Raw genomic sequence first — 26,428 nt, forward strand, 5'->3', positions numbered from 1 at the left:
ACAAACGGAGTTATCCCCGATTTATCCCCGCCGCGCCAGGCGGATGCCGGACCGGTCCTGACAGGAAAGACACAGCCAAGTGCATCCCGGCCACACGGGGACAAGTCGCCGTCAGGCTTTTTCTGAACATAATCCGCCGCCATTGCCGGGACGGCGGCCGGCGCAACGGAAAACGCTCCGTATACGGATCAGTTGATCTTCTGCGCGTTGCGCCCCGCCAGGCGCCGGCAGATCTCGTCGAGCTGCTCCAGTGTCTTGTAGGCGATGGTCACCTGCCCGCCCTTGTCGCCGGAAAAGGAAATCTCGACCTTGAGACCGAGCTGGTCGGAAATGTTCTTTTCCAGCGCCAGCGTGTCGGCATCCTTCTCTGCCTTGGGCAGCGATTTCGGCCGCGTCGCCGAACCGGGCGCTTCGGATTTGCGCGTCAGCGCTTCCGCCTCGCGCACCGACAATCCCTTGGCGACGATCTCGCGCGCCATCTCCTCGGCCCGCGCCTGCCCGATCAGCGAACGCGCATGACCGGCGGTGAGCCGGCCCTCCTCGATCAGCGCCTGGACCGGCTTGGGCAGCGACAGCAGACGCAGCGTGTTGGCGACATGGCTGCGGCTCTTGCCGATCAGCTGCGAGAGCTTTTCCTGCGTATAGTCGAACTGCATCATCAGGCGGTCATAGCCGGCCGCCTCCTCGACCGCATTGAGATCGGCACGCTGCACATTCTCGATGATGGCGATCTCGAGCGATTCGGCGTCCGAGAGTTCCTTGACGATCACCGGCACCTTGTGGAGCTGCGCGGCCTGGGCGGCACGCCAGCGCCGCTCGCCGGCGACGATCTCGAAACTGTTGGCATCGCCCGCCACCGGCCGCACCACGATCGGCTGCAGGATGCCCTTCTCGCGGATCGAGGCAGCAAGGTCGTTGAGCTCCTCGGCCCGGAAGGTATGGCGCGGCTGGAACGGGTTGGCGCGCAGATGTTCGATCGGCACCTCGCGAATGCCGCGCGGCGCCTGTGCCGCGCTGTCGCCCAGTGCGAAAGCCGTGTCGTCGCCGATCAGCGCCGCCAGACCGCGGCCGAGACGGCTCGGGGTTTCCTCTGCCATGGTCGTCATCCTTCTTCCTCTGCCCCCTGCCGCCACCCGAAGGCGCGGCCTGCTGTTTGTCCGGTATGACCGGCCGTACCGGCCGGGCCTTGCCGCAGATCCGCGGAAAGGCTCGTTTTCCGCAACCCCGCCCGCCGGCATCACTACCGGGTAGGGCCTCTTGTCGAATCATTACAAGTGGTTAGAAGATTTTGTTAAGAGTCTTCAGACCACGGATTAAGTTAACGCAGACGCCTCACGCAGCGCTGCGCCGCAACGCTCTTTCGCGCTGGATCATTTCGGCGGCCAGCTTCATATAGGCCTTGCTGCCGGCACAGCGATGGTCATAAACCAGTGCCGGCTTGCCATAGGATGGCGCTTCCGAGATCCGGACATTGCGCGGAATGACGGTACGATAGACCTTGTCGCCGAGATGCGACCGCACATCGGAGGCGACCTGGTCGGAGAGCTTGTTGCGCTGATCGAACATGGTCAGCACGATGCCCTGGATTTCGAGCCGCGGATTGAGGCTGGTCTTGACGCGCTCGACGGTGCGCAGCAACTGGCTCAACCCTTCAAGCGCAAAGAACTCGCATTGCAGCGGCACCAGGATCGCATCGGCCGCCGTCATCGCATTGATGGTCAGAAGATTGAGCGAAGGCGGGCAGTCGATCAGCAGATAGGTATAGGGCCGCGCGGTCATCGCCGCTTCGGTTTCGCTGTTCTCGCGCTTCTTGCCGTGACGCGGCATCCGCGCCAGCGCATCGCGCAACCGGTGCGAACGGCGCGGCACCGAGGCAAGCTCCAGCTCGGCACCGAGAAGATCCATCGTGGACGGAACAATATCGAGACCCGGCACCTTGGTCGGCACCACCGCATCTTCGATCAGCGCCGCACCGATCAGCACGTCATAGGCCGAAACCTTGCGCTCGGCCCGGCCGATGCCGAGACCGGTGCTGGCATTGCCCTGCGGATCGAGGTCGACGATCAGCACACGCTCGCCAACCGCGGCAAGCGCCGTACCCAGATTGATCGCGGTTGTCGTCTTGCCGACGCCGCCCTTCTGGTTGGCAACCACCAGAATGCGCGGTCGATCCGTGGACGGAGCAAGTAGCGACGCGGCACTACCCGCGGAAACCGGCGTCGCGGCACCCTGGTTAAGGTCGATCGGCTCCATGGAGGCCTCGCAGCTTGAGCACGCATCCCGAGGGATCGGAACGGCTGGGGGAAAACTCGGCCTCAAATATCCACCCTTTGCGCGCTTCCGTCAATTCGCCTTCGATCCCCTGCCCCTTCAGGAACAGCCCGATTGTTTCGGTGTCGAAAAGCGGTGCGGCCCAGCCCAGCAGCCGCTCGAGCGGCGCCAGGGCCCGGGCCGAAACCACATCGGCCGTCGCACCCCTTTTGGCCGCGAAATCCTCGATCCGCCTTGCATGGACTTCGACCGGGGCGCCGGTTTCCCGCGCCACCTCGCGCAGAAAGACGCATTTGCGTTGGTCGCTCTCGACCAGATGCATGCGAAAACCGGGTCGATTCTTCAGTATAATGGCGATCACCAGCCCCGGAAAGCCGCCGCCGCTGCCCAGATCGACCCAATCCCGGGCATCGTCCGGCGCCAGGGCCGCCAGCTGGGCGGAATCGAGCATATGCCGGCGCCAGAGCTCGGAAAGCGTGGCCGAAGAGACCAGATTGATGGATTTCTGCCATTTCCGGAGCAGGGTCTCGTAAAGGACCAGCCCGGCCATTGTTTCACGTGAAACATGGGTAACGGCCGAAAAGGATTCCGCATCAATGACTTGCGCGCCGTCAGACACTATATGTTGGGACATACCGGGTCATGCCCCTCAAGCACTGCGCTTTTGTTTCACGTGAATCATTAACGTTGTCAGTGCAGCAGGGGTCACGCCATCGACCCTGGCCGCCTGCCCGAGCGTCGCCGGACGCGCCGCCGCCAGCTTCTGCCGGACCTCGATCGACAGGCCCTTGATCCCGGCATAGTCGATCCCGGCCGGCAGCCGCATCCCCTCATCCTTGCGGAAGGCCCTTATATCGGCCTCCTGCCGGCCGAGATAGCCCGCATACTGCGCCTCGATCTCGAGCTGTTCGGCGATCCCGGGCTCGAATGCCCGCATCTCCGGCCAGATCCCGGCAAGAACGCCTATATCGATATCTGGATGAGCCAGAAGGTCCATGGCCGACCGGGCGACGCCATCCTGATTGATCCTGAGGCCCCGTTTGACCAGCTCGCTGGGGCTGAGCCGCGCCGAACCGCAAAAGGCCCGCGCGGTCTCAAGCGCCGCCTGCCTGGCCGCAAAGACCCCCGCCCGCTCCGGACCGACAATGCCCGAGGCGATGCCAAGACCGGTCAGCCGCTGATCGGCATTGTCGGCCCGAAGCGTCAGCCGGTACTCGGCCCGCGAGGTGAACATCCGATAGGGTTCGCTGACGCCCCGCGTGATCAGATCGTCGATCAGCACCCCGATATAGGCCTGCGCCCGGTCGAAGACGACGCCCTCGCCGCCCCCGGCCGAAAGCGCCGCATTGAGCCCGGCCATCAGCCCCTGCGCCGCCGCTTCCTCATAGCCTGTGGTGCCATTGATCTGGCCGGCCAGATAGAGCCCCGGCAGGCGCCTGGTCTCCAGCGTCGGCTTCAGCTCGCGCGGATCGATATAGTCATATTCGATCGCATAGCCCGCGCGCCGCATGACGACATGCTCAAGCCCCGGTATCGTCTTCAGGAAGGCCAGCTGTACCTCTTCCGGCAGCGCCGTCGAAATGCCGTTGGGATAGATCGTGTCGTCGTCGAGGCCTTCCGGCTCGAGAAAGATCTGGTGGCTGTCGCGCTCGCGGAAGCGCACCACCTTGTCCTCGATGGAAGGACAATAGCGCGGCCCGACACCCTCGATCTGACCGGAATAGACCGGAGAAAAACCGAGATTTTCCTCGATGATCCGGTGCCCGGCCGCCGTCGTCCGGGTGATGTGGCAATTGACCTGTGGCCCGGTGATCTCGCGCGTCAGGAAGGAGAAGGGCACCGGCGGCCGGTCGCCCGGCTGTACCTCGAGCGAAGCCCAGTCAATGCTGGCGCCATCGAGCCGCGGCGGCGTCCCGGTCTTGAGGCGGCCGAGCCGGAAGCCCAGCCCGTAGAGCCGCTCCGAAAGACCCAGCGCCGGCGCCTCGCCAGCGCGGCCGGCCGGGATCCGCGTGGTGCCGAGATGGATCATGCCGCGCAGAAAGGTTCCCGTCGTCAGCACCACCCTTCCGCCGCGCAGGCTGCGGCCATCCTCGGTAACGACGCCGGCCACGACGCCATGTTCGACCAGCAGATCGCCGACGCCGGCCTCGATCACGGTCAGGCTGGAATGATTCAGAATCGCATCCTGCATCGCCTGGCGATAGAGCTTGCGATCGGCCTGGGCGCGCGGACCGCGTACGGCCGGCCCCTTGCGCCGGTTGAGCAGGCGGAACTGGATGCCGGCGCGATCGGCGACCCGTCCCATCAGCCCGTCCAGCGCATCGACCTCCCGCACCAGATGGCCCTTGCCGAGCCCGCCAATCGCCGGATTGCAGGACATCTCGCCGATGGTCGCGATCCGGTGCGTGACCAGCGCGGTGCGCGCGCCGGCCCGCGCTGCAGCCGAGGCCGCCTCGCAGCCGGCATGGCCGCCGCCGATCACGATCACATCGAAAGCTTCGCTCATCATTCCTGTCCGCGCGAGAAATGCCTGTCTCCGTAGCAACGGATTCAACGACAGCGCGTCAGAGCTTTAGTCGCTGGCGAGGCATGCGTCAAAACTTTTCCACATGCCGAAGGCGCATGGATGAAGATTCGCGCGCAAGCCTTTGAGGCGGAATCGGATTCTTCGCACTCCTCATGTTTCACGTGAAACAGGCCGCGTACTCCGCTTACCACCCTCCCCTCGGGCAGGGTCGAAAAATTGAGCGAAGCGAAAGTTTTCGGGGCGGGGGCGCGGCGCTTCCCATCCCTACACATCAACGACTATCTCGCGGGCATCTGCCCTGCCCCCGCCCCAAACGGCTAGCAGCCGTTTGACCCTCCCCGAGGGGAGGGTGGAAGCGTCCATCAATCCGGCTCATCACTTTCCGATGCAGAAATCGCGGAAGATCACGTCGAGCAGTTCCTCGACATCGACCCGGCCGGTGATCCGGCCAAGCGCACGGGCGGCCAGACGCAGATCCTCGGCGACGAGATCGGCCTCGCTGCCCTCGCCTGCCCGCACCAGCGCCGCGGCGCATTCGCGCAAGCCTTCGCGATGCCGGGCCCGGGTGATCAGCGGATGCTCGCTGACGCCATAGGCCAGACCGACCTTCTCGGCCAGCGCCGCCTCCAGAAGGTCCAGGCCGGCGCCGGTCGCCGCCGAAACGCCGATCACGCCGGCCGGCACCTCGGCCCCGAGATCGATCTTGTTGAGGAGCCTGATGTCGCCCGGCCGCGCCAGCGCGAAGTCGCCGGCATCCGGCGCAGCGACCACCAGCCGCAGATCGGCCCGTTCGGCGCGCTCCAGCGCGCGCCGCACCCCTTCCCGCTCGACGGCCCCCGCCGCCTCGCGCAGGCCCGCCGTGTCGGCCAGCGTCACCGGCACGCCGCCGATATCGAGCCGGACTTCGAGCACGTCGCGCGTGGTGCCGGCCTCATCGGACACAATCGCGGCCTCGCGCCGCGCCAGCCGGTTGAGGAGGCTCGACTTGCCGACATTGGGCGGCCCGACGATTGCGACCTCGATACCGTCGCGCAAGCGCTCGCCGCGCCCGCCATCGTCGAGATGCGCGGCGATCCCGGCCTGCAGCCGCGCGATCTCGGGGCCGAGTTTCGCGATCAGGTCGCCCGGCACTTCCTCGTCGGGAAAATCGATTTCGGCCTCGGCATGGGCCAGCAGCCGCACGAGGCGCGCCCGCCAGCCTTCATAGAGCTGGCCCAGCGCCCCTTCCATCTGCCTCAGCGCCTGGACACGCTGGGCCTCGGTCTCGGCATCGATCAGATCGGCAAGGCCTTCGACCTCGGTCAGGTCGAGCTTGCCGTTCTCGAAGGCGCGGCGCGTGAACTCGCCCGGCGCCGCCGCGCGCAGATCCGGCAGCCGCGCCAGCGCCGAGAGAACGCCCGTCACGACCGCGCGGCCGCCATGCAGATGCAGCTCGACGACATCCTCGCCGGTGAAACTTGCGGGCGCCGGAAAGAAAAGCGCCAGGCCGCGATCGAGCGCGGCGCCTGTTTCGGGATCGCTGAAACGGCGCAGCGCCGCCATGCGCGGGCGCGGCACGCCCTCCCCCGTCAGCGCCTCGAGCGCCGCGCGGGCGCGCGGCCCCGAGACGCGCAACACGGCAACGCCGGCGCGGCCCGAAGCCGACGACAGGGCATAAATCGTTTCCACGTCGCGGCGATCCGTTGCTTATGCGCCTAGGATTCCTTCTTCGTTCCGCTTTTGCCGGCGTCGTCCTTTTTCGCCGGCTTCTTGCCGCCGCCCATCGCCGTCTGCGCCATGCCCCATAACAGGCTCTGGAACTGTTCGAGCCCCTGTGCGCCGACCGGCATGATCGCCTTCACGATCTGCTCGGGATCGACATAGGAGAGGTTCGAGGCCATGCGTTTCTCGAGCTCGGCAATCAGGCGCTGCTGCATCGGTTCGAGATCGGGCAGGCCCATCAGCCGCCGCGCTTCAACCGGGGTGAGATCGACATCGATCGTGACTTTCATTGCCCTATCTCTTTCTCGACGGGGCGGATCATATGCCCCACATTGCCGCAACAAATCAGTTCGCTCCCGAGTCAATCGTCCGGAAGGCCCGATGTCACGCAATTTTCTGAAGCATGAAACGAGTCCCTATCTCCTGCAGCACAAGGACAATCCGGTGCACTGGCATCCCTGGGGGGAGGCGGCGCTCGAGGCCGCGCGCGCGACCGGCAAGCCGATCCTGCTTTCGGTCGGCTATGCGGCCTGTCACTGGTGCCATGTGATGGCGCATGAGAGCTTCGAGGATCCGGGCGTCGCGGCGGTGATGAACGCGCATTTCGTCAACATCAAGGTCGACCGCGAGGAACGCCCCGACATCGATGCGATCTACATGTCGGCGCTGCATCTGCTGGGACAGCAGGGCGGCTGGCCCTTGACGATGTTCCTGACGCCGGACGGCGAGCCCTTCTGGGGCGGCACCTATTTTCCCAAGGAACCCAATTACGGCCGGCCGGGCTTCGTGCAGGTGCTGGAGGAAGTGGCGCGCCTCTTTCGCGAGGAACCCGAAAAGATCGACAAGAACCGCACGGCGCTGGTGGCCGCACTCGCCGAACAATCGGCGACCGCGCGGCCGGGCGAGCCGACCGAACAGGTGCCGCTGATCGTCGCCGAAAAATTGCTGCCGATGATGGATGGCGAGAATGGCGGCATAAAGGGCGCGCCGAAATTTCCGCAAGTGCCGATCCTGACCCTGCTCTTGCGCGCGCATCTGAAAACCGGCCGCGCCGATTTTTCGCAAGCCGTGACGCGGGCCCTCGACCACATGTCGGAGGGCGGCATCTACGATCATCTCGGCGGCGGCTTTGCGCGCTATTCGGTCGACGAGTTCTGGCTGGCGCCGCATTTCGAGAAGATGCTCTACGACAATGCGCTGCTGATCGACCTTTTGACGCTGGTCTGGCAGGAGACGCGCAAGCCGCTTTACGCGCGCCGGGTGCGCGAGACGGTCGAGTGGATCGCCCGCGAGATGGTTGTCGAGGGCGGCGCCGGGCAAGGAGCTTCTTCGTCCCGCAGCGAGGCGCAAACAAACAAGGCATTTGCCGCGTCTCTGGATGCCGACAGCGAGGGCGTCGAGGGCAGGTTCTATGTCTGGTCGGAAGCCGAGATCGACAATCTCTTCACCCCGGCCGAGGCCGAACTCTTCAAGACCGCCTATGACGTGACGGCGGAAGGCAACTGGGAACACGCAAACATTCTCAACCGGCTGGCCCGCGCCGACCTGCCGCTTTCGCCCGAAGAGGAAGCCGCACTCGAACCGCTGAAGGCGCGCCTCTTCGTCGAGCGCGACCTGCGCGTGCATCCGGGCTTCGACGACAAGGTGCTGGCCGACTGGAACGGCATGGCGATCGCGGCCCTGGCGCGTGCCGGCGCCGCTTTCGGCGAGCCGGGCTGGATCGAGATGGCAGCATCAGCCTTCCGCTTCGTGATGGAGACGATGCGTCCAGACAAGGACGGCGAGCGCCGGCTGCACCACGCCTGGCGCGACGGCCGCCTGCAGCATCTCGCCATGGCCGACGATCTGGCCAACATGGCCGCGGCCGCGCTGGCGCTTCACGAGGCGACGGGGGACGGCGCCTATGTCGAGGCCGCCGAAAGCCTGGTCGCCGAACTCGACGCCCATTACCGCGACGGGACAAACGGCGGCTATTTCTTCACCGCCGACGACGCCCCGGCGCTGATCGTCCGCAGACGGACGGTTGCCGACGACGCGACGCCGGCCGCCAACGGCACCCTGCCCGCGGTCTTCGCGCGGCTGGCGCTCATGACCGGCAAACCGGACCACATGGCCCGCGCCGACGAGATCATCCGCGCCTTTGCCGGCGAGCTGCAGCAGAACATCTTTCCGCTCGGCACCTATATCGCAAGCTTCGAGACGCGGCTCAGGCCCGTCCAGATCGTGCTGGTGGGAACCACGGAAGAGACCGCCCCCCTCGCCCGCGCCGCTTTCGGCGTCGCACTGCCGAACCGCGTGCTGATGCGGGTCGCGGATGATGCGGCGCTGCCGGCGGGGCACCCCGCGCGCGGCAAGGGGAAACAGGGCGGCCAGCCGGCCGCTTATGTCTGTGCCGGCGAGACCTGCTCGCTGCCGCTGACGGAAGCGGCGGCGCTGTTGGCGGAGCTCAGGCGGGTGCGGACGGGATAGTTACGGGGTAGGATTTCCAGATGGCAGAGGGACAAAACAACGCCGCCCTGACCTATCTCCGCCGTCTCGACGAAAAAGTCGATCGGGCCGCCAAGGACATGCGCGAGGTCAAATCGCGTCTCGGCATTCTCGAAAACCAGTATGCCAATGTCTCCAATCGCCTCGACCGTCTGGACGAGCGCATGGCGCGGCTTGAGAACCGGCTGGGTCTCGCCGACGCCTGATCCCTACTTCCGTCCCCGCCCTCTCCCCACACCACCGCCCATCGCCGTCGCCGGCAGGCCGGCCTCTTCGCGAATCCAGTTGCGGAAGGCCTGCACCTTGGGCCGGGCGGCGCTGCGTTCGGGATAGACCAGCCAATAGGCTTCCTCGTCGGGCATCTCGAATTCGAACAGCCGCACCAGCCGGCCTTCGGCGAGATCGGCCATGGCCAGCGTGTCATTGGCCAGCGCCACGCCCTGCCCGCCGGCCGCCGCCTGCAGCGCCAGGCTGGCCTCGATGAAGAGCGGGCCCTTGGCGGCCCAGCGCGGGTTCTTCACGCCGGCCCCTTCGAGCCAGTTGAGCCAGTGCTGCATCGTCTCCTCATGCAGCAGCGGATAGTTCTTCAGGTCTTCCGGCTTGCGGATCGGCTTTTTCGGATCGATCAGCGAGGGCGCGCAGACCGGATAGACGGTCGCCTCGAAGAGCTTCTCGGCGATCGCATCGGGCCAGCCGCCGAGCCCGTAGCGCACGCCGATATCGACATCCTCGCGCTCGAAATCGACCAGCTCGGAGGACGGCATCAGCCGAAGCTCGATATCGGGATGGGCGCGGTGGAATTTGCCGAGCCGAAGCACCAGCCAGCGCGCGGCAAAGGAGGGCTCGACCGAAACCGTCAGCGCGGCGCTGTCGCGCGCACCCGCCTGCACCCAGCCCTCGGCGATCTGGTCGAAGGCGGCCGACAGCACCGGCAGCAGCCGCGCGCCGCGCTCGGTCAGTTCGACCGCGCGGCCGGTGCGGTGAAACAGCGCCGCCCCGAGTTCCTCCTCCAGCGCCCGGATCTGATGGCTGACCGCGCCATGGGTGACGCCGAGCTCAGCAGCGGCGCGCGAGAAGCTGCCCAGCCGGGCGGCCGCCTCGAAGGCGCGCAGGGCTTTCAGCGACGGCAGGCGGCGGGTCAACATAGGTTAGTTTTTCTCACTTCTGCGGTGCAAAAAGATCGTTTGATAATGGCCACGACAAGGCGCATATCAAGCCCACAGACTAGACCCATTGGTGAATAAAATGAACATCCTTGCCACTTATGCCTCGAGCTACGTCAATGCCTTCGACGTCGCCCTGTCCGCGCGCAGCGAACAGCCGGCCGGCAAGCACGACGACAGCCCCCGCCGCCTGCCGGCGCGGCTGCGCCTGCGCGCCCTGCTGGGCCGTCCGGAAACCGCCGAAGCCGCCTGAAAAACTGCCGCTTTCCCTCGATTCGACGGGTAAGGATCGCTAGAGTTCCGGCTCTGACGTTCCCCCGTTGACGACGAAGGAGGCCGGCCATGAGCGGCGACACGATTGCGATCGAAACCCCGGACGGAAACTTCACGGGCTATCTCGCGAAACCGGCAACGGGCACAGGCCCCGGCATTGTCGTCATCCAGGAGATCTTCGGCGTCAACAAGGTGATGCGCGATCTCTGCGACGGGCTGGCCGGCAAAGGCTATATGGCGCTCTGCCCCGATCTCTTCTGGCGCATCGAGCCCGGCATCGACATCACCGATCAGAGCGAAGCCGAGTGGAAAAAGGCCTTCGATCTCTTCGGCAAGTTCGATGTCGACAAGGGCGTGGCCGACATCGCCGCGACCATCCGCACGCTGCGTCCGCTTTCGTCCGGCAAGGTCGGCACGGTCGGCTATTGCCTGGGCGGGCAGCTGGCCTATCTGGCCGCCTGCCACACCAGCACCGATGCCTCGGTCGGCTATTACGGCGTCAACATCCAGAACCGGCTCGACGATGCCCGGGGCATCAAGAAGCCGCTGATGCTGCATATCGCCGGCAAGGACGAATTCGTGCCGCCGGAGGCGCAGGAGGCCGTGGTGGCGGGCCTGCGCGACAACAGCCATGTGACGATCCATCGCTATCCGGAGATGGACCACGCCTTCGCCCGTCCCGGCGGCGCGCATTACGACAAGGCAACCGCCGACGAGGCCAACGACCGCACGCTGAAATTCTTCGCCCGGCATCTGGGATAAACAACAATCGTCATTGCGAGGAGGCCGCAAGGCCGACGAAGCAATGACGCTCCTTTGTGGAGCTGCCTTTGTCGCTCGAGCTTTATCTGGGCTTCATCGCCGCGACGCTGATCCTCTGCCTGATGCCGGGACCGGTGGTGACCTATCTGGTCGCCTGCGGCATCCGCCAGGGCCCGCGCGCGGCGATGATCGGACTGGCCGGCACCACATCGGCGCTTCTCGTTCACATGACGCTGACGGTCCTCGGACTTGCGCCGCTGCTCGCGGCATTGGGACCCTGGTCGGAAGCATTGAAGCTGATCGGCGCGGCCTATCTGGTCTTTCTCGGTGTGCAGGCCTTCCGCGCGCCCTATGAGGATCCCGATCTCCCGGCCCAACTCAAAAAGACCGACAGCGCCGCAACGCTTTACCGCCGCGGCTTTCTGATCTCGGTCACCAATCCGAAGACGCTGGCTTTCTACGCGGCGTTCTTTCCGCAGTTCATCAGCCCGGCCGCAGCGGCGACACCGCAATTGCTGCTGCTGGCCGCAAGTTTCATCGCGGTCGGCACATTGTCGGACGGCGCCTTCGGCCTCGCGGCCGGCAGGCTGGCGCCCTATCTGAAGGGCGCGCGCGCCCAGGCGATCCGCAACCGCATCACCGGCGCGGTGCTGGTCGGCGCCGGCATCGGCCTGGCGCTGGCCCGCAAATAATCCGAACACCAGAAAGCAACAGAGGCGCATTCACATGCAGAAGATCAAGGCGATCAGGATCGAGAAGACCGGCGGACCGGAAGCGATGGCGCTCAGGGAGGTCGAACTCGCGGGGCCCAAACCCGGCGAGGTGCAGGTGCGCGCGAAGGCGATCGGCATCAATTTCATCGACACCTATCACCGCTCGGGGCTTTACCCGGTGGCGCTGCCGTCGGGCATCGGCATGGAAGCGGCCGGCACGGTTGCCGCGGTCGGCGAGGGCGTCACGCATCTGAAGGAAGGCGACCGCGTCGCCTATGCCTCCGGTCCGATCGGCGCCTATGCCGAAGCCCATAACGTCAATGCGATGACGGTTGCGAAAGTTCCGGACGGCGTTGCCGACGAACAGGCCGCCGCGATGATGCTGAAAGGCATGACCGCGCAGTTCCTGTTGCGCCAGACCTTCCGTGTCGAGAAGGGCCAGACGATCCTCTGGCATGCAGCCGCCGGCGGCGTCGGCCTGATCGCCTGCCAATGGGCCAAGCATCTCGGCGCCACCGTGATCGGCACGACGAGTTCCGACGAGAAGGCGGCGCTGGCCCGCGCCCATGGCTGCGATCACGTGATCGATTACACAAAGGAGGACGTCGCCGAACGCGTCAAGGAAATCACCGGCGGCAAGAAAGTGCCGGTCGTCTATGACGGCGTCGGCAAGGCGACCTTTATCGGTTCGCTCGACAGCCTGGCGCCCCTGGGACTTCTGGTCTCCTTCGGCAATGCCTCGGGCCCGGTGACCGGCGTCGATCTCGGCATCCTGGCGCAGAAGGGATCGCTCTTCGTGACGCGGCCGACCATGTTCCACTACATGCTGAAAACGCCGACCGCCTTCCAGGAGATGGCGGCCGAACTTTTCGATGTCGTCGCGAAAGGCGCGGTGAAGATCGAGGTCAATCAGCGTTATGCGCTGGGCGAGGCCGCGAAGGCGCATATGGATCTCGAGGCGCGCAAGACGACCGGCGCCAGCGTGCTGGTGCCCTGAAAGGAGCAGCGATGATCGAGGGCAGCTGCCTTTGCGGCGCGGTGCGCTTCCGCGCCAGGCGCATCAGCGGCATCGTCACCTGTCATTGTACGATGTGCCGCAAGGCGGCCGGCGGCGCGGCCGGCGCCTTCTGCGTTGCGCTGCGCGACGAGGTGACATGGGAAGGCGCCGAACATCTGACGGTCCATCAAAGCTCGCCCGGCCTCGAACGCTCGTTCTGTTCGCGCTGCGGCACCGCGATGACCGGCGCCAATCTGATCGAGCCTGACGAGACGGTCATTCTCGCGGCCAATGCGCTTGACGGCGACGTCGCGGCGCGCGTCATCGCGCAGGAACATTGTGCCGCGAAAGCCGCATGGGACCGCGACAGCGAAAAGGCGCCGCATTTCGACGGCGCCTTTCCGGGCTGGGAAAACTTGCGGCCCTGAGCCTCAGGTATTCATCGAGTCGAAGAACTCGTCATTGCTCTTGGTCTGCTTCAGCTTGTCGAGCAGGAACTCGATCGCATCGACCGTGCCCATCGGATTGAGAATGCGCCTGAGCACATACATCTTCGAGAGCTGACCCTTCTCGACCAGCAGCTCTTCCTTGCGGGTGCCCGACTTGAGGATGTCGATCGCCGGGAAGACGCGCTTGTCGGCGACCTTGCGGTCGAGAATGATTTCCGAGTTGCCGGTGCCCTTGAACTCTTCGAAGATCACTTCGTCCATGCGCGAGCCGGTATCGATCAGCGCGGTCGCGATGATGGTCAGCGAGCCGCCCTCCTCGATGTTGCGCGCCGCGCCGAAGAAGCGTTTGGGGCGCTGCAGCGCATTGGCGTCGACGCCGCCGGTCAGCACCTTGCCGGACGACGGCACAACGGTGTTGTAGGCGCGGCCGAGACGGGTGATCGAGTCCAAGAGGATCACGACGTCGCGGCCATGTTCGACCAGGCGCTTGGCCTTCTCGATGACCATTTCGGCGACCTGGACGTGGCGCGTCGCCGGTTCGTCGAAGGTCGAGGAAATCACCTCGCCCTTGACCGAGCGCTGCATGTCGGTGACTTCTTCCGGCCGCTCGTCGATCAGCAGCACGATCAGATAGCAGTCGGGATGGTTGGTGGTGATCGAATGGGCGATGTTCTGCAACAGCACCGTCTTGCCGGTGCGCGGCGGCGCGACGATCAGCCCGCGCTGGCCCTTGCCGAGCGGCGCCACGATGTCGATGACGCGGGACGACTTGTCCTTCAGCGTCGGATCGTCGACCTCCATATTGAGCTTTTCGTCCGGATAGAGCGGCGTCAGATTGTCGAAATGGACCTTGTGGCGCGCCTTGTCGGGGCTCTCGAAATTGACCGTCGAGACCTTCAGCAGCGCGAAATAGCGCTCGCCATCCTTGGGGCTGCGGATCTCGCCTTCGACCGTGTCGCCGGTGCGGAGCGAGAAGCGCCGGATCTGCGAGGGCGAGACATAGATATCGTCCGGGCCCGGCAGGTAATTGGCTTCCGGCGAGCGCAGGAAGCCGAAGCCGTCGGGCAGCACCTCGACCACGCCTTCGCCGATGATGTCGATATTCTGTTCGGCATATTGCTTCAGGATCGCGAACATCATGTCCTGCGTCCGGAGCGTCGAGGCGTTCTCGACTTCGAGTTCCTCGGCCAGCGCCAGAAGGTCGGTCGGCGATTTGGCCTTGAGGTCCTGCAGCTTGATCTGCGTCATCGGCTTTGGTGGTCTTTCTTTGGAGGGTGCCGCCGGAAGGCCGTTGCGGGACCTATAGGGGCGGGTTTTGAAGGGCGGATCGGTGTTTCGTATGAGAATCTGATGGGAAAGCGGGCCTTCGCTCTCTCCGCCGTCGCACGAGAAGGGCTGTCCCTTGCGGGTCTTGAGCCTTGTGCGCGGTCTTCTGGCCGCCGCCTGTCTGAGGCCTGGGCCGGGAAAGGACTTGAAAGAAGGCCACCGGAAGAAATCCGGCTTGCAACCGATATAAGACCAGGCGCCGGAAAATTCAACGAAAATTGGTGCGGGGCCCCACGGCCCGGCTAGAAGGGCTTGGCAACCGCCAGCAGCACGATCAGGATCACCAGGAGTGGCGGCCCCTCATTGACGATCCGGTAGAAGCGAGCATCGTGGCGGTTTTCGTCCCGCTCGAGCTGCTTGCGCCAGCGCGCGAAGAAGCCGTGCAGCGCCGACATGACCAGGATCAGCAGCAGTTTCACATGCATCCAGCCCTGCGACAGCAGCGCCGGATTGGCGACCAGCATCAGGATTCCGAACAGGAAACTCGCGATCATCGCCGGATTGACGATGCCCCTGAGCAGACGCCGTTCCATGATCTTGAAGGTCTCGGCCTTGTCCGAGCCCGGCGCCGCCTCGGCATGATAGACGAACAGGCGCGGCAGATAGGCCATGCCGGCCATCCAGAAAATCACCGAAATGATGTGCAGCGCCTTGATCCAGACGTAGTAACCCGCAAGGAAATCCATGACGTGCCTCAGTTGACCGTTTCGAGCATGATCTTGGCGGTGCAGGGCCGCCCGGCCGCCTCTTCGGGGCAGAGAATCTCGCTGTCGTCCCGCGCCGCGCGCACCAGACCGGCCAGCGCAGCGATGAAATCGGGATGGACGCCCAGCGCCGGCACCCGGAAATAGGCCGGCACCCCGTTCTCCTGCGCAAGCTTCGCATATTCGATGTCGAGTTCGACCAGCGTTTCGGAATGTTCCGAGACGAAGGCGACCGGCACGACGATCAGCCGCTTGCCCTCGGCGCCGGCACGCTTGATCTCGGCCTCGGTCGACGGCCCGATCCATTCGAGCGGCCCGACGCGCGACTGGTAGCAGGTCACCCAGTCGAGGCCGGGCCGATCGAGTTTCGCCACGATGGCCGCACAGCTTTGTTCGACCTGCGCCTGGTAGGGGTCGCCCTGCTCGACAATCCTTTTCGGCAGGCCATGCGCCGAGAACAGCACCCGGAGATTGTCGGTCGGCCCGGCCTTCTGCAGCGCTTCGGCCAGCAAGGACGCATGTGCGGCAATGAAGCCCTCGGTCACCGGATAGCAGCAGACGGCTTTTGCCGGCACGGCAAGCCGCGCCCTCTTTGCCGCCCGGTCCCAGTCTTTCAGCGAAGACTCGGTCGTTGTCGTCGAATATTGCGGATAGAGCGGCAGCAGCACGATCTCGTCGGCGCCCCAAGCCTTGACGGCCGCGGCGGCTTCATCGGCGAAGGGATGCCAGTAGCGCATGGCGAGGAAGCAGCGATACTCGGACTCGCCATCGGCTAATGCAGCCTCAAGGGCGCGTGCCTGGGCCTCGGTCAGCGGCACCAGCGGCGAGCCGCCACCGATCTCGGCATAGATCTCCTGCGCCACCGGCGCGCGTCTTTTCGACACGAGCCTGGCAATCAGCCAGCGAAAGGGCTGTGGCACCCGAATGATGGCCGGATCGCTGAACAGATTGAACAGGAACGGCTCGACCGCCTCCGGGCGATCCGGCCCGCCGAGATTGAACAGGACGATCGCGATCCGGCGTGTCATGGCCGCCACTCCCGGACCAGCTCGACCAGTTCAGCAACGTGATCGGGCGGCGTTTGCGGAACGATGCCGTGACCGAGATTGAAAATGAACGGTCCGTGGCCCAGCGTGTCGAGGATATGGCGGACCTGTCTCTGCATTTCGGAACCGCCGGCAACCAGCAGCAACGGATCGAGATTGCCTTGAAGGCAAGTTGTCCCCTGCAACCGATCCCGCGCCCAGCCAGGCGACATCGCAGTATCGAGGCTCAGCCCGTCGATTCCGGTCGCATCGAGATACGCGGCCGTCATCGGACCCGCACCGCGCGGAAAGCCGATCACCGGCACAGCCGGATAGCGCTGCTTCAGGGCCGTGCGAATTTCGGCCATCGGCGTCATCGCAAACCGCCTGAAGGAAAGTTCCGGCAGACTGCCGGCCCAGGTATCGAAAATCTGCACCACTTCCGCACCGGCCTCGATCTGGGCCGAGAGATGCTCGATGGTTGCCGCGACCAGAAGATCGATCAGTTTCTGGAACTCATCCGGCGCCGTATAGACCCATGCCTTTGCCGCCGCCTGATCGGGCGATCCCCTGCCGCCAACCATATAGGTCGCCACGGTCCAGGGTGCTCCGGCAAAACCGATCAGCGTAGTCTCGGCCGGCAGGCTCCTGCGCAACCGCCGCACCGTCTCATAGACCGGCGCCAGTCTGTCCCGCAGCCCCTCGACGCTTTTCAACTTTGCCAGTTCGCCGGCATTCCGGATCGGTTCGAGCACCGGACCTTCGCCTTCCTTGAAGGCAACAGGCTGACCGAGCGCATCGGGAACGACCAGAATATCGGAGAACAGGATCGAGGCGTCGAAACCATAGCGCCGGATCGGCTGCAAGGTGACCTCCTCGGCGAAATCCGGCGTGTAGCAGAGATCGAGAAAGCTGCCGGCCTCGGCACGCACCTTCCGGTACTCGGGCAGGTAACGACCGGCCTGGCGCATCAGCCAGACAGGCACCTGATCGACCGGCTCGCGTCTCAATGCCTTGAGAAGCCGTTTCCCGCCAGCGCTTGCCGCTTTCAACCGTTCTTTCTCCTACGATTCAAGAATCTTAAAAATAGTGGATAGTGAAGGATGCCTGTGAATGGTGGGGATCAAATCCTTGCGCAGGCTTGTCCACAGATTGGAAAGGGCAGCTTCTTCGAAGCCCATGGCCGGTCCTTCATGCCACAGGCTGTGACAAAATACAGCCCGTCAAAGCGCTGCTCCTTTGGCTTCAGCGAGATAGGTTGGGGAGCGAAAGCGTCAACAAGACATGACGAACGGGGACAACTCGACCGCCCGATTCCGACCGCCCGGTCATACCCGTTTTTCCGGACATGATCGCCGGTTTACGCAGCGGGGCACGATACGGGGGAGTAAAAACGAAACACGGGTATGACTATGTAGGGCCTGGCGCGAAAGCGCGACTTACACCCGTTAATCACACGGATTCACAGGCGCGGCCACAACATGGCCGATAGCTGTTATGCCTCTTGCGCAAAAAGAATTGGCGCCTCTCCCCTGCCCCCGATACCTTTGCCGCGCCGGCCCGGAAGGGCGCCAGGAAAAGCAGGAACACGGCACAAGAATGAGCGGCAAACGCGTCTTCCATCTCCATCTGGTCTCCGACGCCACCGGCGAAACGCTGAACACGGTGGCCCGCGCGGCCTGCGCGCAATATGAAGACGCACGCCCGATCGAGCATGTCTATGCGCTGGTGCGCGGACCCAAGCAGCTTGAGCGCGTGCTGGGCGAGATCGAATCCGCACCCGGGATCGTGATGTTCACGATGGTCAATGACGAACTGCGCGACCGGCTCGAACGGCGCTGCCGCGAATTGCAGTCGCCCTGCATTTCGGTTCTCGATCCGGCCATGCAGGCACTCGGTCAGTATCTCGGCAAGGAGAGCTCGCACAAACCCGGTTCGCAACACACAATGGATGCCGAATATTTCGGCCGCATCACCGCGCTGAACTTCACCATGGCGCATGACGACGGACAGTCGGCCGGCGATCTCAACGAAGCCGACATCATCCTGCTCGGCGTCAGCCGCACCTCGAAGACGCCGACCTGCATCTATCTGGCCAATCGTGGCATCAAGGCCGCCAATATCCCGATCGTGCCCGGCACGATCCTGCCGCCGGACCTCGAGACGGTCGAGCATCCGCTGATCGTCGGTCTGACAACCAGCCCCGATCGCCTGGTGCAAATCCGCAAGAACAGGCTGCTTTCGCTGCACGAGAAGGCCGACACGGCCTATGTCGAGCCGGAAGTCGTTGCCGAAGAGGTTGCCTTTGCCCGCAAGCTGTTTGCCCGCAATGGCTGGCCGGTGATCGATGTGACGCGCCGTTCGATCGAGGAAACCGCGGCTGCGGTACTCAACCTCTATAATGAGCGGCAAAAGATCAGCTGACCGGCATGACGAAACCTTCCCTCATCCTGGCATCGGCCAGCGCCGTGCGCGCGACCCTTCTGAAGGGCGCCGGCCTTGCTTTCGAGATCGTGGATTCGCGGCTTGATGAAGATGCGTTGAAGGAAGGATTCGCCGGCCGCGAGGGAGCGGACGAAACCGATATGCTGGCGCTGAAACTTGCCGAGGAAAAGGCAAGGGCCGTTTCGCAACGGCATCCGGCCGCGTTCGTGATCGGTGCCGACCAGATCCTGTCCTGTGAAGGCCGCCGCTACGACAAGCCGCGCTCGATGGAAGAAGCGCGCGCCAATTTGCAGGCTTTTCGCGGTCGCCCGCATATTCTCCACAGCGGCGTTGCGCTGGCGGCAAACGATGTCGTCATCTGGCGCCATGCTGCACAGGCCCATCTGACCATGCGCGACTTCAGCGACACATTTCTCGATGAATATCTGGCCAATGCCGGTGAGAAGGTGATGAAAAGCGTTGGCTGCTATCAGCTCGAGGGGCCCGGCGTGCAGCTTTTCGAGCAGATCGAAGGCGACTACTTCACCATTCTCGGACTGCCCTTGCTGCCGCTGCTGGCCGAATTGCGCCGGCATGGCGTGGTGACGCCATGACCGAGCCGAGCAAGGAGCGGGCGCCCGCCGAGAAGGATCTCAAGCGAGTCTGCGTCATCGGCTGGCCGGTCGCGCATTCGCGCTCTCCGCTGATCCACACATACTGGATCGAGAAATACGCAATCCCCGATGCCGAATATGTGAGCCTTGCCGTTGCGCCGGACGGCGCCGCACAGACGATCCGCGAATTGCCCTCGCTCGGATTCATCGGCGCCAATGTGACGGTGCCGCACAAGGAAACGGCATTTGCCGCGCTCGACCGCCATGATGCGGTGGCAAGACGCCTGAAGGCGGTCAATACGATTGTCACCACGGCAAAAGGCCTCGAGGGCCGCAACACGGATGGCTATGGCTTCATCGCCAATTTGAAGGATCGCGCATCATCCTGGGCGGCTGCTGCCGGACCTGCGGTGATCCTCGGTGCCGGTGGTGCGGCACGCGCGATCGCCGCCGCCCTCGAAGACGAAGGCGCGCCCGAAATCCGCATCGTCAACCGGACGCGGTCGCGTGCCGAGGCGCTGATGCGCGATCTCGAACTCAAATCGGCGAAAGTCTTTTCGACCGCCGAAGCGGCAAGGGCGCTCGATGGCGCGGGGCTCCTCGTCAACACGACCACGCTGGGCATGAAGGGCGAGAACGATGTGACCATCGATCTGGCGCCGTTGCCGCAATCGGCGCTGGTCACCGACATCGTCTATACGCCGCTCGAAACCGGACTGCTGCGCCGCGCCCGCGAAGCCGGGCACCCGACGGTCGACGGGCTCGGCATGCTGCTGCATCAGGCGGTGCCGGGCTTCGAGGCCTGGTTCGGCGTGCGCCCCGACGTCACCGCGGAATTGCGCAATCTCGTGCTGGCCGACATCGGAAAGAAGTGAAAGGAACCGGATCATGCTCCTTATCGGCCTTACCGGCTCCATCGGCATGGGAAAATCGGAAACCGCAAAGATGTTCCGCGCACTCGGTGTGCCGGTCTATGACGCCGATGCCGCTGTCCATGCGCTTTACGAGAAGGGCGGCAAGGCCGTCGAGCCGATCCGTGCCGCCTTCCCGTCTGCGATTGTCGACGACGCGGTCGACCGCAAGGCGCTGTCGCGCTGCGTGCTCGGCCTGCCGGACGAGATGAGAAAACTCGAAGCGATCGTCCATCCGCTGGTCGGCGACGCGCAGGTCACCTTTCTGCGCGAGAGCCTGGCTGCCGGCCACAGGATGGCGGTGCTCGACATTCCGCTGCTCTACGAAACCGGCGGCGAAGCCCGCGTCGACGTGGTGGTGGTGGTGTCCGCACCCTACGATTTGCAGAAGACGCGCGTTCTGGCGCGGCCCGACATGGACGAGGCGAAATTCGCGGCCATCCACGCCAAACAGGTCCCCGATGCCGAAAAGCGCGCCCGCGCCGATTTCATCGTCGAAAGCGACAAGGGGCTCGATCATGCGCGCGCGCAGGTCGCTGCCATCGTCGAGGCATTGAAGAGCCGCGAGGGCAAGGTGCTGAAGGAAAGGCTCGGCAAGGCCTAGTTCAGGGCGTTAGAATGGCGTCATGGAACAAAGACTGAGCCTGATCACGCTGGGTGTCGCCGATCTCGGCCGCGCCCGCGGCTTCTACGAGACGCTGGGCTGGCGGACATTGCCGCAAAGCAACGACAGCGTCGCCTTCTATCAATGCGGCGGTATCGTCTTCGCCCTGTTCGGCCGCAATGCGCTGGCCGAAGATGCCAATCTGGCGCCCCATGGCGAAGGTTTTTCGGGCATCGCGCTGGCGCATAATGTGCGCGAAAAGGACGAGGTGGATGCGCTGCTGGCAGAAGCCGAAGCGGCCGGCGGAAAGATCCTGAAGCGCGGCTGCGATGCTTTCTGGGGCGGCTATACGGGCTATTTCGCCGATCCCGACGGGCATGTCTGGGAAGTGGCCTGGAATCCCGGCGCGATTATCGGTGCGGATGGCAGCTTCCGTTTTGCCGAACGCTGAGAGAGAAAGCGGAGACAACGAGCCGATGCGCGAAATCGTTCTCGATACCGAAACCACCGGCCTCTCGCCACAGGATGGCCATCGTCTGGTCGAGCTTGGTTGCATCGAGCTCTTCAACCATATGGCGACCGGGAAATTCTTTCATACCTATCTCGATCCCGAACGCGACATGCCGGACGGGGCGCAGAAGATTCACGGCCTCTCGGCCGAGTTTCTCAGCGGCAAACCGAAATTCGCCGACAAGGCGGATGAGTTCCTGGAGTTTATCGGCGAGGATCCGCTGGTCATTCACAATGCAAATTTCGACATGGGATTCATCAATGCCGAGCTGGCGCGGATCGGCCGTCCGGCCTTGCCGATGGCACGCGCCATCGACACGCTCGACATCGCGCGGCGGCGCTTTCCAGGCGCGCAGAACAATCTCGATGCGCTGTGCCGGCGTTTCAACGTCGACAATTCGGGCCGCACGAAACATGGTGCGCTGCTCGACTCGGAGCTTCTGGCCGAGGTCTATCTGGAACTGATGGGCGGGCGCCAGCCCGGTCTCGTGCTGCAGGCCGAGATCGACGCGGCCCGCGCCAATGGCACCGAGCCTGTCCGGTCGCAGGCCCGGCCGCGTCCCGAACCGCTGCCGCCACGCCTGACCGCGGCCGAGCGCGAGGCCCATGAGGCCTTTGTCGGGGACTTGCGCGGCGAAACCCTGTGGGCGGCGTCGAAACCCTGACCGGGTCGGATCAGTTGGGCTGGCCGCTACCGGCCGGCTCCTGGGCCATCTGCTGACGGCGCTGCTGATAAAGCGTGACGAAATCGATCGGGTCGATCATCAGCGGCGGAAAACCGCCATCGCGCGTCAGGTCGCCAATGATCCGGCGCGCGAAGGGGAAGATCTGGCGCGGGCACTCGACCACCAGAACCCCTTCGAGATTGGCCTCCGGAATATTGGTCAGCCGGAACAGGCCGGCATAATCGAGCTCGACCAGGAACATCGTCTTGTCGCCGGTCTTGGCATCGGCGCCGAGCTTCAGGGACACTTCGTAGTCGGTGTCGCTCATGCGCTGCACGCCGACATCGACCCGCACCGAAATATTGGGCTGTTCCTCGACCGGGCCGAGCGATTGCGGCGCATTCGGATTCTCGAAAGAGAGATCCTTCACATACTGCGTCAATATCCGAAGTTGTGCGACGGCAGGTTGCCCGGCGTTGTTCGCGTCATTGTTGGTGCTCTGATCCGACATCCCGGCCGCTCCCGATATTCTTCAGTAAAGACATGCGTCAGCAAATGACGAGGCTGCTGGCTACCACGGAACCCGATCCGCGACAAGAAAGCCGGGCCGTTCAATCATCGTTGCGGCCGGGCGGCAGGCGCCGCGATGCGGGGTCGTTGCCGGGTTCCGCATCGGGCGCCGGATCGACTTCCCAGTCTTCCGCCTCGATGATCGGGCCGCCCGGACCGGGCCGCATATGCGCGGCGTGGACATGGAGATGGGCCCGCTGTGCGAAGCGCCGTGCCGCAAACCGCGCGGCGAGGCGGCGCAGCGGCGCGACCAGCAGCAAGACCCCGAGGGCGGAAGTCAGAAAGCCCGGCGTCGCCATCAGAAGCGCGGCGACGAACAGGAGGGTGCCATCCAGCATTTCGGCCACCGGCGGTTCGCCGCGCTGCATGGCGGCTTGCGCGCGCCGCAGCGTCGCCGGCCCCTGCAGCCGCATCAGCCAGATGCCGGCCAGCGCACTCAACGCGACAAGGCCGACGACCGGCCAGGCGCCGATGACGCGGCCGGTTTCGACGAACAGGGCGATCTCGGCCAGCGGCAGGCCGACAAGGACCAGGAAAACGAAGAGGGGCAAGGCGTTTCCAGGGGCATTTGGCCCCGCAAGGGTGAATCGCGGGCAATCCGTCGCGACGGCTCCGGTAGCAAATTCGCTTCAATTGCCCTAGGTTAGAATTACAGTAGCGAGCTTGGAGGCGTCCGTCACCCATTGGGCGGCGCGGGGCTGCTGCTCTATATGAAAACAGGGGCCCGGCAAGGGTCCGATCCGGCTCACAGGCAAGGCTCATCGAGCGAATGGACGGCGGCTTGACACTTCTCAACATCATTCTGCTCGCGATTGCGATCGGCGTTTTTCTGAAGCTCAGAAGCGTACTCGGCCGCCGCACCGGCCATGAGCGCCCGCCTTACGACCCCTATTCCGATGCGGGCAATCCGGCCGGCGGCACGCCGGCGGGCAACGACAAGGTCGTGACGCTGCCGACACGCCCGCGCACAAAGGCCGACAGCGCCGGCCGCAGCCGTACCGTCGATGCAGCAGGCGACCCTTTCGCCGAGCCCTTCGAAATTCGCAATCGCTGGCGCGGCATCGCCGAAGACGGTACACCGCTGGCCGATACGCTGACCGCCATTTCGCAGATCGATCGCGGTTTCGATGCCGAAGCCTTTCTGGGCGGCGCACGCGCGGCCTATGAAATGATCGTCACGGCCTATGCCGAAGGCGACCGCGCGGCCTTGCGGCCGCTGCTGAGCGCCGAAGTCTTTGCCGGATTCGATTCCGCCATTGCTGCGCGGGAAAGCAAGAATTTGCAGGTGGAACAGAGCTTCATCGGCATCGACAGGGCAAAGCTCAGTGCGGCCGCGCTTGACGGCACGCGCGCGCGCCTGACCGTCACCTTCCGCAGCCAGTTGACTTCCTGCACCAAGAACGCAGACGGCGTTGTCGTCGAGGGCGATCCGGTGACGATCCGCGAGGTCAACGATGTCTGGACCTTCGAGCGCGACGTGAAGAGCCGCGATCCGAACTGGAAGCTGGTCGCGACCGGCGCTTCCGCCTGACCGGCGCGGCGATGCGCCGGCTGATGCGATCTCTCCTGCCGGCCTTGTTGGTGCTGGCCGTTCTGTCCTGTGCGCCGGGAGCGACCGTCATGGATGCGCGTGCAAATGTGGCCGCGATGTCTTTTGCCGATCTCGCAGGCTGGGCCGAAGACGACCACGCCGCCGCGCTTGCGGCCTTTGCCCGCTCCTGTGCCCGCATCGCAGAGCTCGATGCCGGCGCGCCGCTCGACGGCAAGACCGGCGCCGGATCGATCTATGGCCGGGCCGGCGACTGGCAACCGGCCTGTGCCGCGGCGCTGCAGCCGGTCGCACCCGGCTCGGCGCGCGGCTTCTTCGAACACTGGTTCGTGCCGGTGCGCCTTCCGGCCGAGACGGGCCTCTTCACCGGCTATTACGAACCCGAAATGCGCGGCGCGTTGACCCGCCACGGGCCCTATCAGACGCCGGTACTCGCGCCGCCGCCGGGCTTCGAGATGCGTCCGGGCGGGGCCGGGTTTCCGACCCGTCGCGAAATCGAGGACGGCGCGCTCGATCATGATGCGCTGGCGCTGGTCTGGCTCGAAAGTCCGGTCGACGCCTTCTTCCTGCATGTCCAGGGCTCAGGCCGCGTGCGTCTCGAGAACGGCGAGACAGTGCGCCTCGCCTTCGCCGCGAAAAGCGGCCACGAATATACCTCCATCGGCAAGGTGCTGATCGATCGCGGGGCGATCCGGCGCGAGGATGTCTCGATGCAGACGATCCGCGCCTGGCTCGAGGCCAACCCGGCGGAGGGCCGCGACGTGATGCGGCAGAACGATTCCTATATTTTCTTCCGTCTACTGAGGAATACCGATCCGGCACTTGGCCCGCCCGGCGCCGAAGGCGTCAACCTGACGCCGCGCCGCAGTCTCGCAGTCGATCGCACGCTGCATCCGCTCGGTTCGCTGTTCTGGCTGACGACGCGGCATCCGACACCCGATGGCCGCGGCGAAGTGCCGTTCGCGCATCTGATGGTCGCGCAGGACACGGGCTCGGCGATCCTGGGGCGGCAGCGCGGCGACATTTTTTTCGGCTCGGGCGACGAACCCGGCGAGATCGCCGGCCGCATGAAGGCCGAAGGCACGCTTGTCGCATTGCTGCCGAAAACCATCGCCCCCCGATAGGCCGGAGGCGCTTGATGGCAACCGGCGGCAACAACGATGACGACGGGAAAGTGTCGCGGCGGCGGGCGCGGCCGCTGACCGAAGAAGAGAACAAGCTCTGGCGCGCGGTGGTGAAGGACGCAAAGCCGCTGCCCCGCCGCCGCCGGAAACCCGCTGTGGAAATACCATTGGCCGAGGCCGCCGAGCTTGCCGCCATCGTTCCCCCGCCCATCCGCACCGCGCCCGCCGCGCCGTTGCCGCCGAAGGCGGCGAAAACACGCGCGCCCGAGCCACCGCTGCTGACCGGTCTCGACCGCCGCGTCAGCCAGCGCCTTGCCCGCGGCCAGATGGAGGTCGAGGCGACGCTCGATCTGCACGGACATAGCCAGCACGAGGCACATGAAGCGCTGCTGTCGTTTCTGAGCCGCTCGCGGGCGCGCGGTCTGCGCTGCTTGCTGGTGATCACCGGCAAGGGCGCCTCGCCCTATGCGCGCCATACGCTGCATGGCGCCAGCTTCTATGAGGTGCCAGAACGCCAGGGCGTGCTCAGAAGTGCCGTGCCGCGCTGGCTTGAGGAAGCGGCCTTCCGCATTCATCTCTCGGGCTTCCAGCCGGCCCACCCCAAACATGGCGGCGGCGGCGCCTTCTATATCTGGTTGCGCAGGAAACGATGACGCCCTTCGGCCGGAAACTGCGCGAACTGCGCCGCGCGCGCGGCACGACAATGAAGGAGATGGCGGCGGCCCTGCGTGTGACGCCGGCCTATCTCTCGGCGCTGGAACATGGCCGGCGCGGCCGCCCGAGCTGGCGTCTGGTGCAGGCAATCGTCGGCTATTTCAACGTGATCTGGGACGAAGCCGAGGAACTGGAGCGCCTGGCGCGGCTTTCCCATCCGCGCGTGGTCATCGATACATCGGGTCTTGCCCCGGAGGCAACGGAGGCCGCAAACCGGCTCGCCGAAGAGATCGGCGACATGAATCCGGCCGAAATTGCCCGGTTGCTGGCGGTTCTCGACACACGTAAGCGGCGCAAGGTTGAATGACTCGCTGCTGGTGAAGGGCCGGGCAGGTGACGACTCGC

The 26,428-nt window shown here is 65.0% G+C and carries 30 protein-coding genes; 17 read left to right on the top strand and 13 right to left on the bottom strand.

Going from position 1 to position 26,428, the window contains the following annotated elements:
• Window positions 1-188: 188 nt before the first annotated feature.
• From AAC071_RS05540 to AAC071_RS05565, 6 genes are all read right to left on the bottom strand, one after another.
• Window positions 189-1,097, bottom strand: coding sequence for a ParB/RepB/Spo0J family partition protein (locus AAC071_RS05540; protein ID WP_339830770.1), 909 nt, complete (start codon window positions 1,095-1,097; stop codon window positions 189-191).
• A 235-nt stretch (window positions 1,098-1,332) separates the two neighbouring features.
• The gene (locus AAC071_RS05545; RefSeq protein WP_339830771.1) at window positions 1,333-2,253 is read right to left on the bottom strand and encodes a ParA family protein; all 921 of its coding nucleotides are present in this window, start codon (window positions 2,251-2,253) and stop codon (window positions 1,333-1,335) included.
• Window positions 2,234-2,821 carry a 16S rRNA (guanine(527)-N(7))-methyltransferase RsmG gene (gene rsmG, locus AAC071_RS05550; protein ID WP_339830772.1) on the bottom strand — a complete coding sequence of 196 codons (588 nt, stop codon included), beginning with the start codon at window positions 2,819-2,821 and terminating at the stop codon, window positions 2,234-2,236. Before rsmG ends, AAC071_RS05545 begins: the two co-directional genes overlap by 20 nt.
• A 99-nt stretch (window positions 2,822-2,920) precedes the next feature.
• Window positions 2,921-4,777 (bottom strand): tRNA uridine-5-carboxymethylaminomethyl(34) synthesis enzyme MnmG, encoded by a 1,857-nt coding sequence (mnmG, locus tag AAC071_RS05555; protein ID WP_339830774.1) that lies wholly within the window; start codon window positions 4,775-4,777, stop codon window positions 2,921-2,923.
• 396 nt (window positions 4,778-5,173) lie between these two features.
• Window positions 5,174-6,466: a tRNA uridine-5-carboxymethylaminomethyl(34) synthesis GTPase MnmE gene (gene mnmE / locus AAC071_RS05560; protein WP_339830776.1), complete on the bottom strand. Its 1,293-nt coding sequence runs from the start codon at window positions 6,464-6,466 to the stop codon at window positions 5,174-5,176.
• A 26-nt stretch (window positions 6,467-6,492) separates the two neighbouring features.
• Window positions 6,493-6,789 (bottom strand): DUF6489 family protein, encoded by a 297-nt coding sequence (locus AAC071_RS05565; RefSeq protein ID WP_339830778.1) that lies wholly within the window; start codon window positions 6,787-6,789, stop codon window positions 6,493-6,495.
• 91 nt (window positions 6,790-6,880) lie between these two features.
• Between AAC071_RS05565 and AAC071_RS05570 the strand changes: the two genes are divergently transcribed.
• Both AAC071_RS05570 and AAC071_RS05575 read left to right on the top strand, forming a co-directional pair.
• Entirely contained in the window at window positions 6,881-8,968 is a 2,088-nt protein-coding gene (locus tag AAC071_RS05570) for a thioredoxin domain-containing protein (protein WP_339830779.1), read from the top strand.
• 20 nt (window positions 8,969-8,988) lie between these two features.
• On the top strand, window positions 8,989-9,192 hold the full coding sequence (locus AAC071_RS05575; RefSeq protein WP_339830781.1) for a hypothetical protein: 204 nt from the start codon (window positions 8,989-8,991) through the stop codon (window positions 9,190-9,192).
• 3 nt (window positions 9,193-9,195) lie between these two features.
• On the opposite strand, the gene AAC071_RS05580 is transcribed toward AAC071_RS05575, so the two are convergent.
• A complete protein-coding gene (locus AAC071_RS05580) occupies window positions 9,196-10,131 on the bottom strand; it encodes a transcriptional regulator GcvA (RefSeq protein WP_339830782.1) in 936 nt (311 codons plus the stop codon).
• 100 nt (window positions 10,132-10,231) lie between these two features.
• Here AAC071_RS05580 and AAC071_RS05585 point away from each other — a divergent pair, with 100 nt between their 5' ends.
• From AAC071_RS05585 to AAC071_RS05605, 5 genes are all read left to right on the top strand, one after another.
• The gene (locus AAC071_RS05585) at window positions 10,232-10,402 is read left to right on the top strand and encodes a hypothetical protein (RefSeq protein WP_339830784.1); all 171 of its coding nucleotides are present in this window, start codon (window positions 10,232-10,234) and stop codon (window positions 10,400-10,402) included.
• An 89-nt stretch (window positions 10,403-10,491) separates the two neighbouring features.
• Window positions 10,492-11,184 carry a dienelactone hydrolase family protein gene (locus AAC071_RS05590; protein ID WP_339830786.1) on the top strand — a complete coding sequence of 231 codons (693 nt, stop codon included), beginning with the start codon at window positions 10,492-10,494 and terminating at the stop codon, window positions 11,182-11,184.
• A gap of 68 nt (window positions 11,185-11,252) precedes the next feature.
• Entirely contained in the window at window positions 11,253-11,876 is a 624-nt protein-coding gene (locus AAC071_RS05595; protein WP_339830788.1) for a LysE family translocator, read from the top strand.
• Between the two features lie 34 nt (window positions 11,877-11,910).
• Window positions 11,911-12,894, top strand: coding sequence for a quinone oxidoreductase (locus AAC071_RS05600; protein WP_339830789.1), 984 nt, complete (start codon window positions 11,911-11,913; stop codon window positions 12,892-12,894).
• A gap of 11 nt (window positions 12,895-12,905) precedes the next feature.
• Window positions 12,906-13,322 (top strand): GFA family protein, encoded by a 417-nt coding sequence (locus AAC071_RS05605; protein WP_339830790.1) that lies wholly within the window; start codon window positions 12,906-12,908, stop codon window positions 13,320-13,322.
• A gap of 3 nt (window positions 13,323-13,325) precedes the next feature.
• Here the strand turns inward: AAC071_RS05605 and rho are convergent, their stop codons facing one another.
• From rho to hemE, 4 genes are all read right to left on the bottom strand, one after another.
• The gene (gene rho, locus AAC071_RS05610; RefSeq protein ID WP_339830791.1) at window positions 13,326-14,591 is read right to left on the bottom strand and encodes a transcription termination factor Rho; all 1,266 of its coding nucleotides are present in this window, start codon (window positions 14,589-14,591) and stop codon (window positions 13,326-13,328) included.
• A gap of 320 nt (window positions 14,592-14,911) precedes the next feature.
• Entirely contained in the window at window positions 14,912-15,355 is a 444-nt protein-coding gene (gene hemJ, locus AAC071_RS05615) for a protoporphyrinogen oxidase HemJ (RefSeq protein ID WP_339830792.1), read from the bottom strand.
• 8 nt (window positions 15,356-15,363) lie between these two features.
• Window positions 15,364-16,401 carry a ferrochelatase gene (gene hemH, locus AAC071_RS05620; protein ID WP_339830793.1) on the bottom strand — a complete coding sequence of 346 codons (1,038 nt, stop codon included), beginning with the start codon at window positions 16,399-16,401 and terminating at the stop codon, window positions 15,364-15,366.
• Entirely contained in the window at window positions 16,398-17,450 is a 1,053-nt protein-coding gene (gene hemE, locus AAC071_RS05625) for a uroporphyrinogen decarboxylase (protein WP_339830794.1), read from the bottom strand. Before hemE ends, hemH begins: the two co-directional genes overlap by 4 nt.
• Window positions 17,451-17,997: 547 nt before the next feature.
• Here hemE and AAC071_RS05630 point away from each other — a divergent pair.
• The 6 genes from AAC071_RS05630 to dnaQ are packed head-to-tail and all read left to right on the top strand — an operon-like array spanning window position 17,998 to window position 22,126.
• The gene (locus AAC071_RS05630; RefSeq protein ID WP_339830796.1) at window positions 17,998-18,822 is read left to right on the top strand and encodes a pyruvate, water dikinase regulatory protein; all 825 of its coding nucleotides are present in this window, start codon (window positions 17,998-18,000) and stop codon (window positions 18,820-18,822) included.
• Between the two features lie 5 nt (window positions 18,823-18,827).
• Window positions 18,828-19,436: a Maf family nucleotide pyrophosphatase gene (locus tag AAC071_RS05635; RefSeq protein WP_339830797.1), complete on the top strand. Its 609-nt coding sequence runs from the start codon at window positions 18,828-18,830 to the stop codon at window positions 19,434-19,436.
• Complete coding sequence (locus AAC071_RS05640) at window positions 19,433-20,311, top strand: shikimate dehydrogenase (protein ID WP_339830798.1); 879 nt, start codon at window positions 19,433-19,435, stop codon at window positions 20,309-20,311. Before AAC071_RS05635 ends, AAC071_RS05640 begins: the two co-directional genes overlap by 4 nt.
• A 13-nt stretch (window positions 20,312-20,324) precedes the next feature.
• On the top strand, window positions 20,325-20,951 hold the full coding sequence (coaE, locus tag AAC071_RS05645; protein WP_339830800.1) for a dephospho-CoA kinase: 627 nt from the start codon (window positions 20,325-20,327) through the stop codon (window positions 20,949-20,951).
• Between the two features lie 22 nt (window positions 20,952-20,973).
• Window positions 20,974-21,402: a VOC family protein gene (locus AAC071_RS05650; RefSeq protein ID WP_339830802.1), complete on the top strand. Its 429-nt coding sequence runs from the start codon at window positions 20,974-20,976 to the stop codon at window positions 21,400-21,402.
• A 25-nt stretch (window positions 21,403-21,427) separates the two neighbouring features.
• A complete protein-coding gene (gene dnaQ / locus AAC071_RS05655; RefSeq protein WP_339830803.1) occupies window positions 21,428-22,126 on the top strand; it encodes a DNA polymerase III subunit epsilon in 699 nt (232 codons plus the stop codon).
• Between the two features lie 10 nt (window positions 22,127-22,136).
• Here the strand turns inward: dnaQ and secB are convergent, their stop codons facing one another.
• Both secB and AAC071_RS05665 read right to left on the bottom strand, forming a co-directional pair.
• Window positions 22,137-22,637: a protein-export chaperone SecB gene (gene secB, locus AAC071_RS05660; protein ID WP_339830804.1), complete on the bottom strand. Its 501-nt coding sequence runs from the start codon at window positions 22,635-22,637 to the stop codon at window positions 22,137-22,139.
• A gap of 100 nt (window positions 22,638-22,737) precedes the next feature.
• Complete coding sequence (locus AAC071_RS05665; protein WP_339830805.1) at window positions 22,738-23,247, bottom strand: FxsA family protein; 510 nt, start codon at window positions 23,245-23,247, stop codon at window positions 22,738-22,740.
• A gap of 230 nt (window positions 23,248-23,477) precedes the next feature.
• Here AAC071_RS05665 and AAC071_RS05670 point away from each other — a divergent pair, with 230 nt between their 5' ends.
• The 4 genes from AAC071_RS05670 (at window position 23,478) to AAC071_RS05685 (ending at window position 26,390) form a co-directional block, all read left to right on the top strand.
• On the top strand, window positions 23,478-24,227 hold the full coding sequence (locus AAC071_RS05670; RefSeq protein WP_339830806.1) for a Tim44/TimA family putative adaptor protein: 750 nt from the start codon (window positions 23,478-23,480) through the stop codon (window positions 24,225-24,227).
• An 89-nt stretch (window positions 24,228-24,316) separates the two neighbouring features.
• Complete coding sequence (locus tag AAC071_RS05675; RefSeq protein WP_339830807.1) at window positions 24,317-25,369, top strand: MltA domain-containing protein; 1,053 nt, start codon at window positions 24,317-24,319, stop codon at window positions 25,367-25,369.
• A gap of 14 nt (window positions 25,370-25,383) precedes the next feature.
• The gene (locus AAC071_RS05680) at window positions 25,384-26,022 is read left to right on the top strand and encodes a Smr/MutS family protein (RefSeq protein WP_339830809.1); all 639 of its coding nucleotides are present in this window, start codon (window positions 25,384-25,386) and stop codon (window positions 26,020-26,022) included.
• Window positions 26,019-26,390 (top strand): helix-turn-helix transcriptional regulator, encoded by a 372-nt coding sequence (locus tag AAC071_RS05685; protein WP_339830810.1) that lies wholly within the window; start codon window positions 26,019-26,021, stop codon window positions 26,388-26,390. Before AAC071_RS05680 ends, AAC071_RS05685 begins: the two co-directional genes overlap by 4 nt.
• Window positions 26,391-26,428: the final 38 nt, after the last annotated feature.

Origin of the sequence: uncultured Parvibaculum sp. (genome assembly GCF_963975745.1) — a bacterium.
Lineage (GTDB): Bacteria > Pseudomonadota > Alphaproteobacteria > Parvibaculales > Parvibaculaceae > Parvibaculum.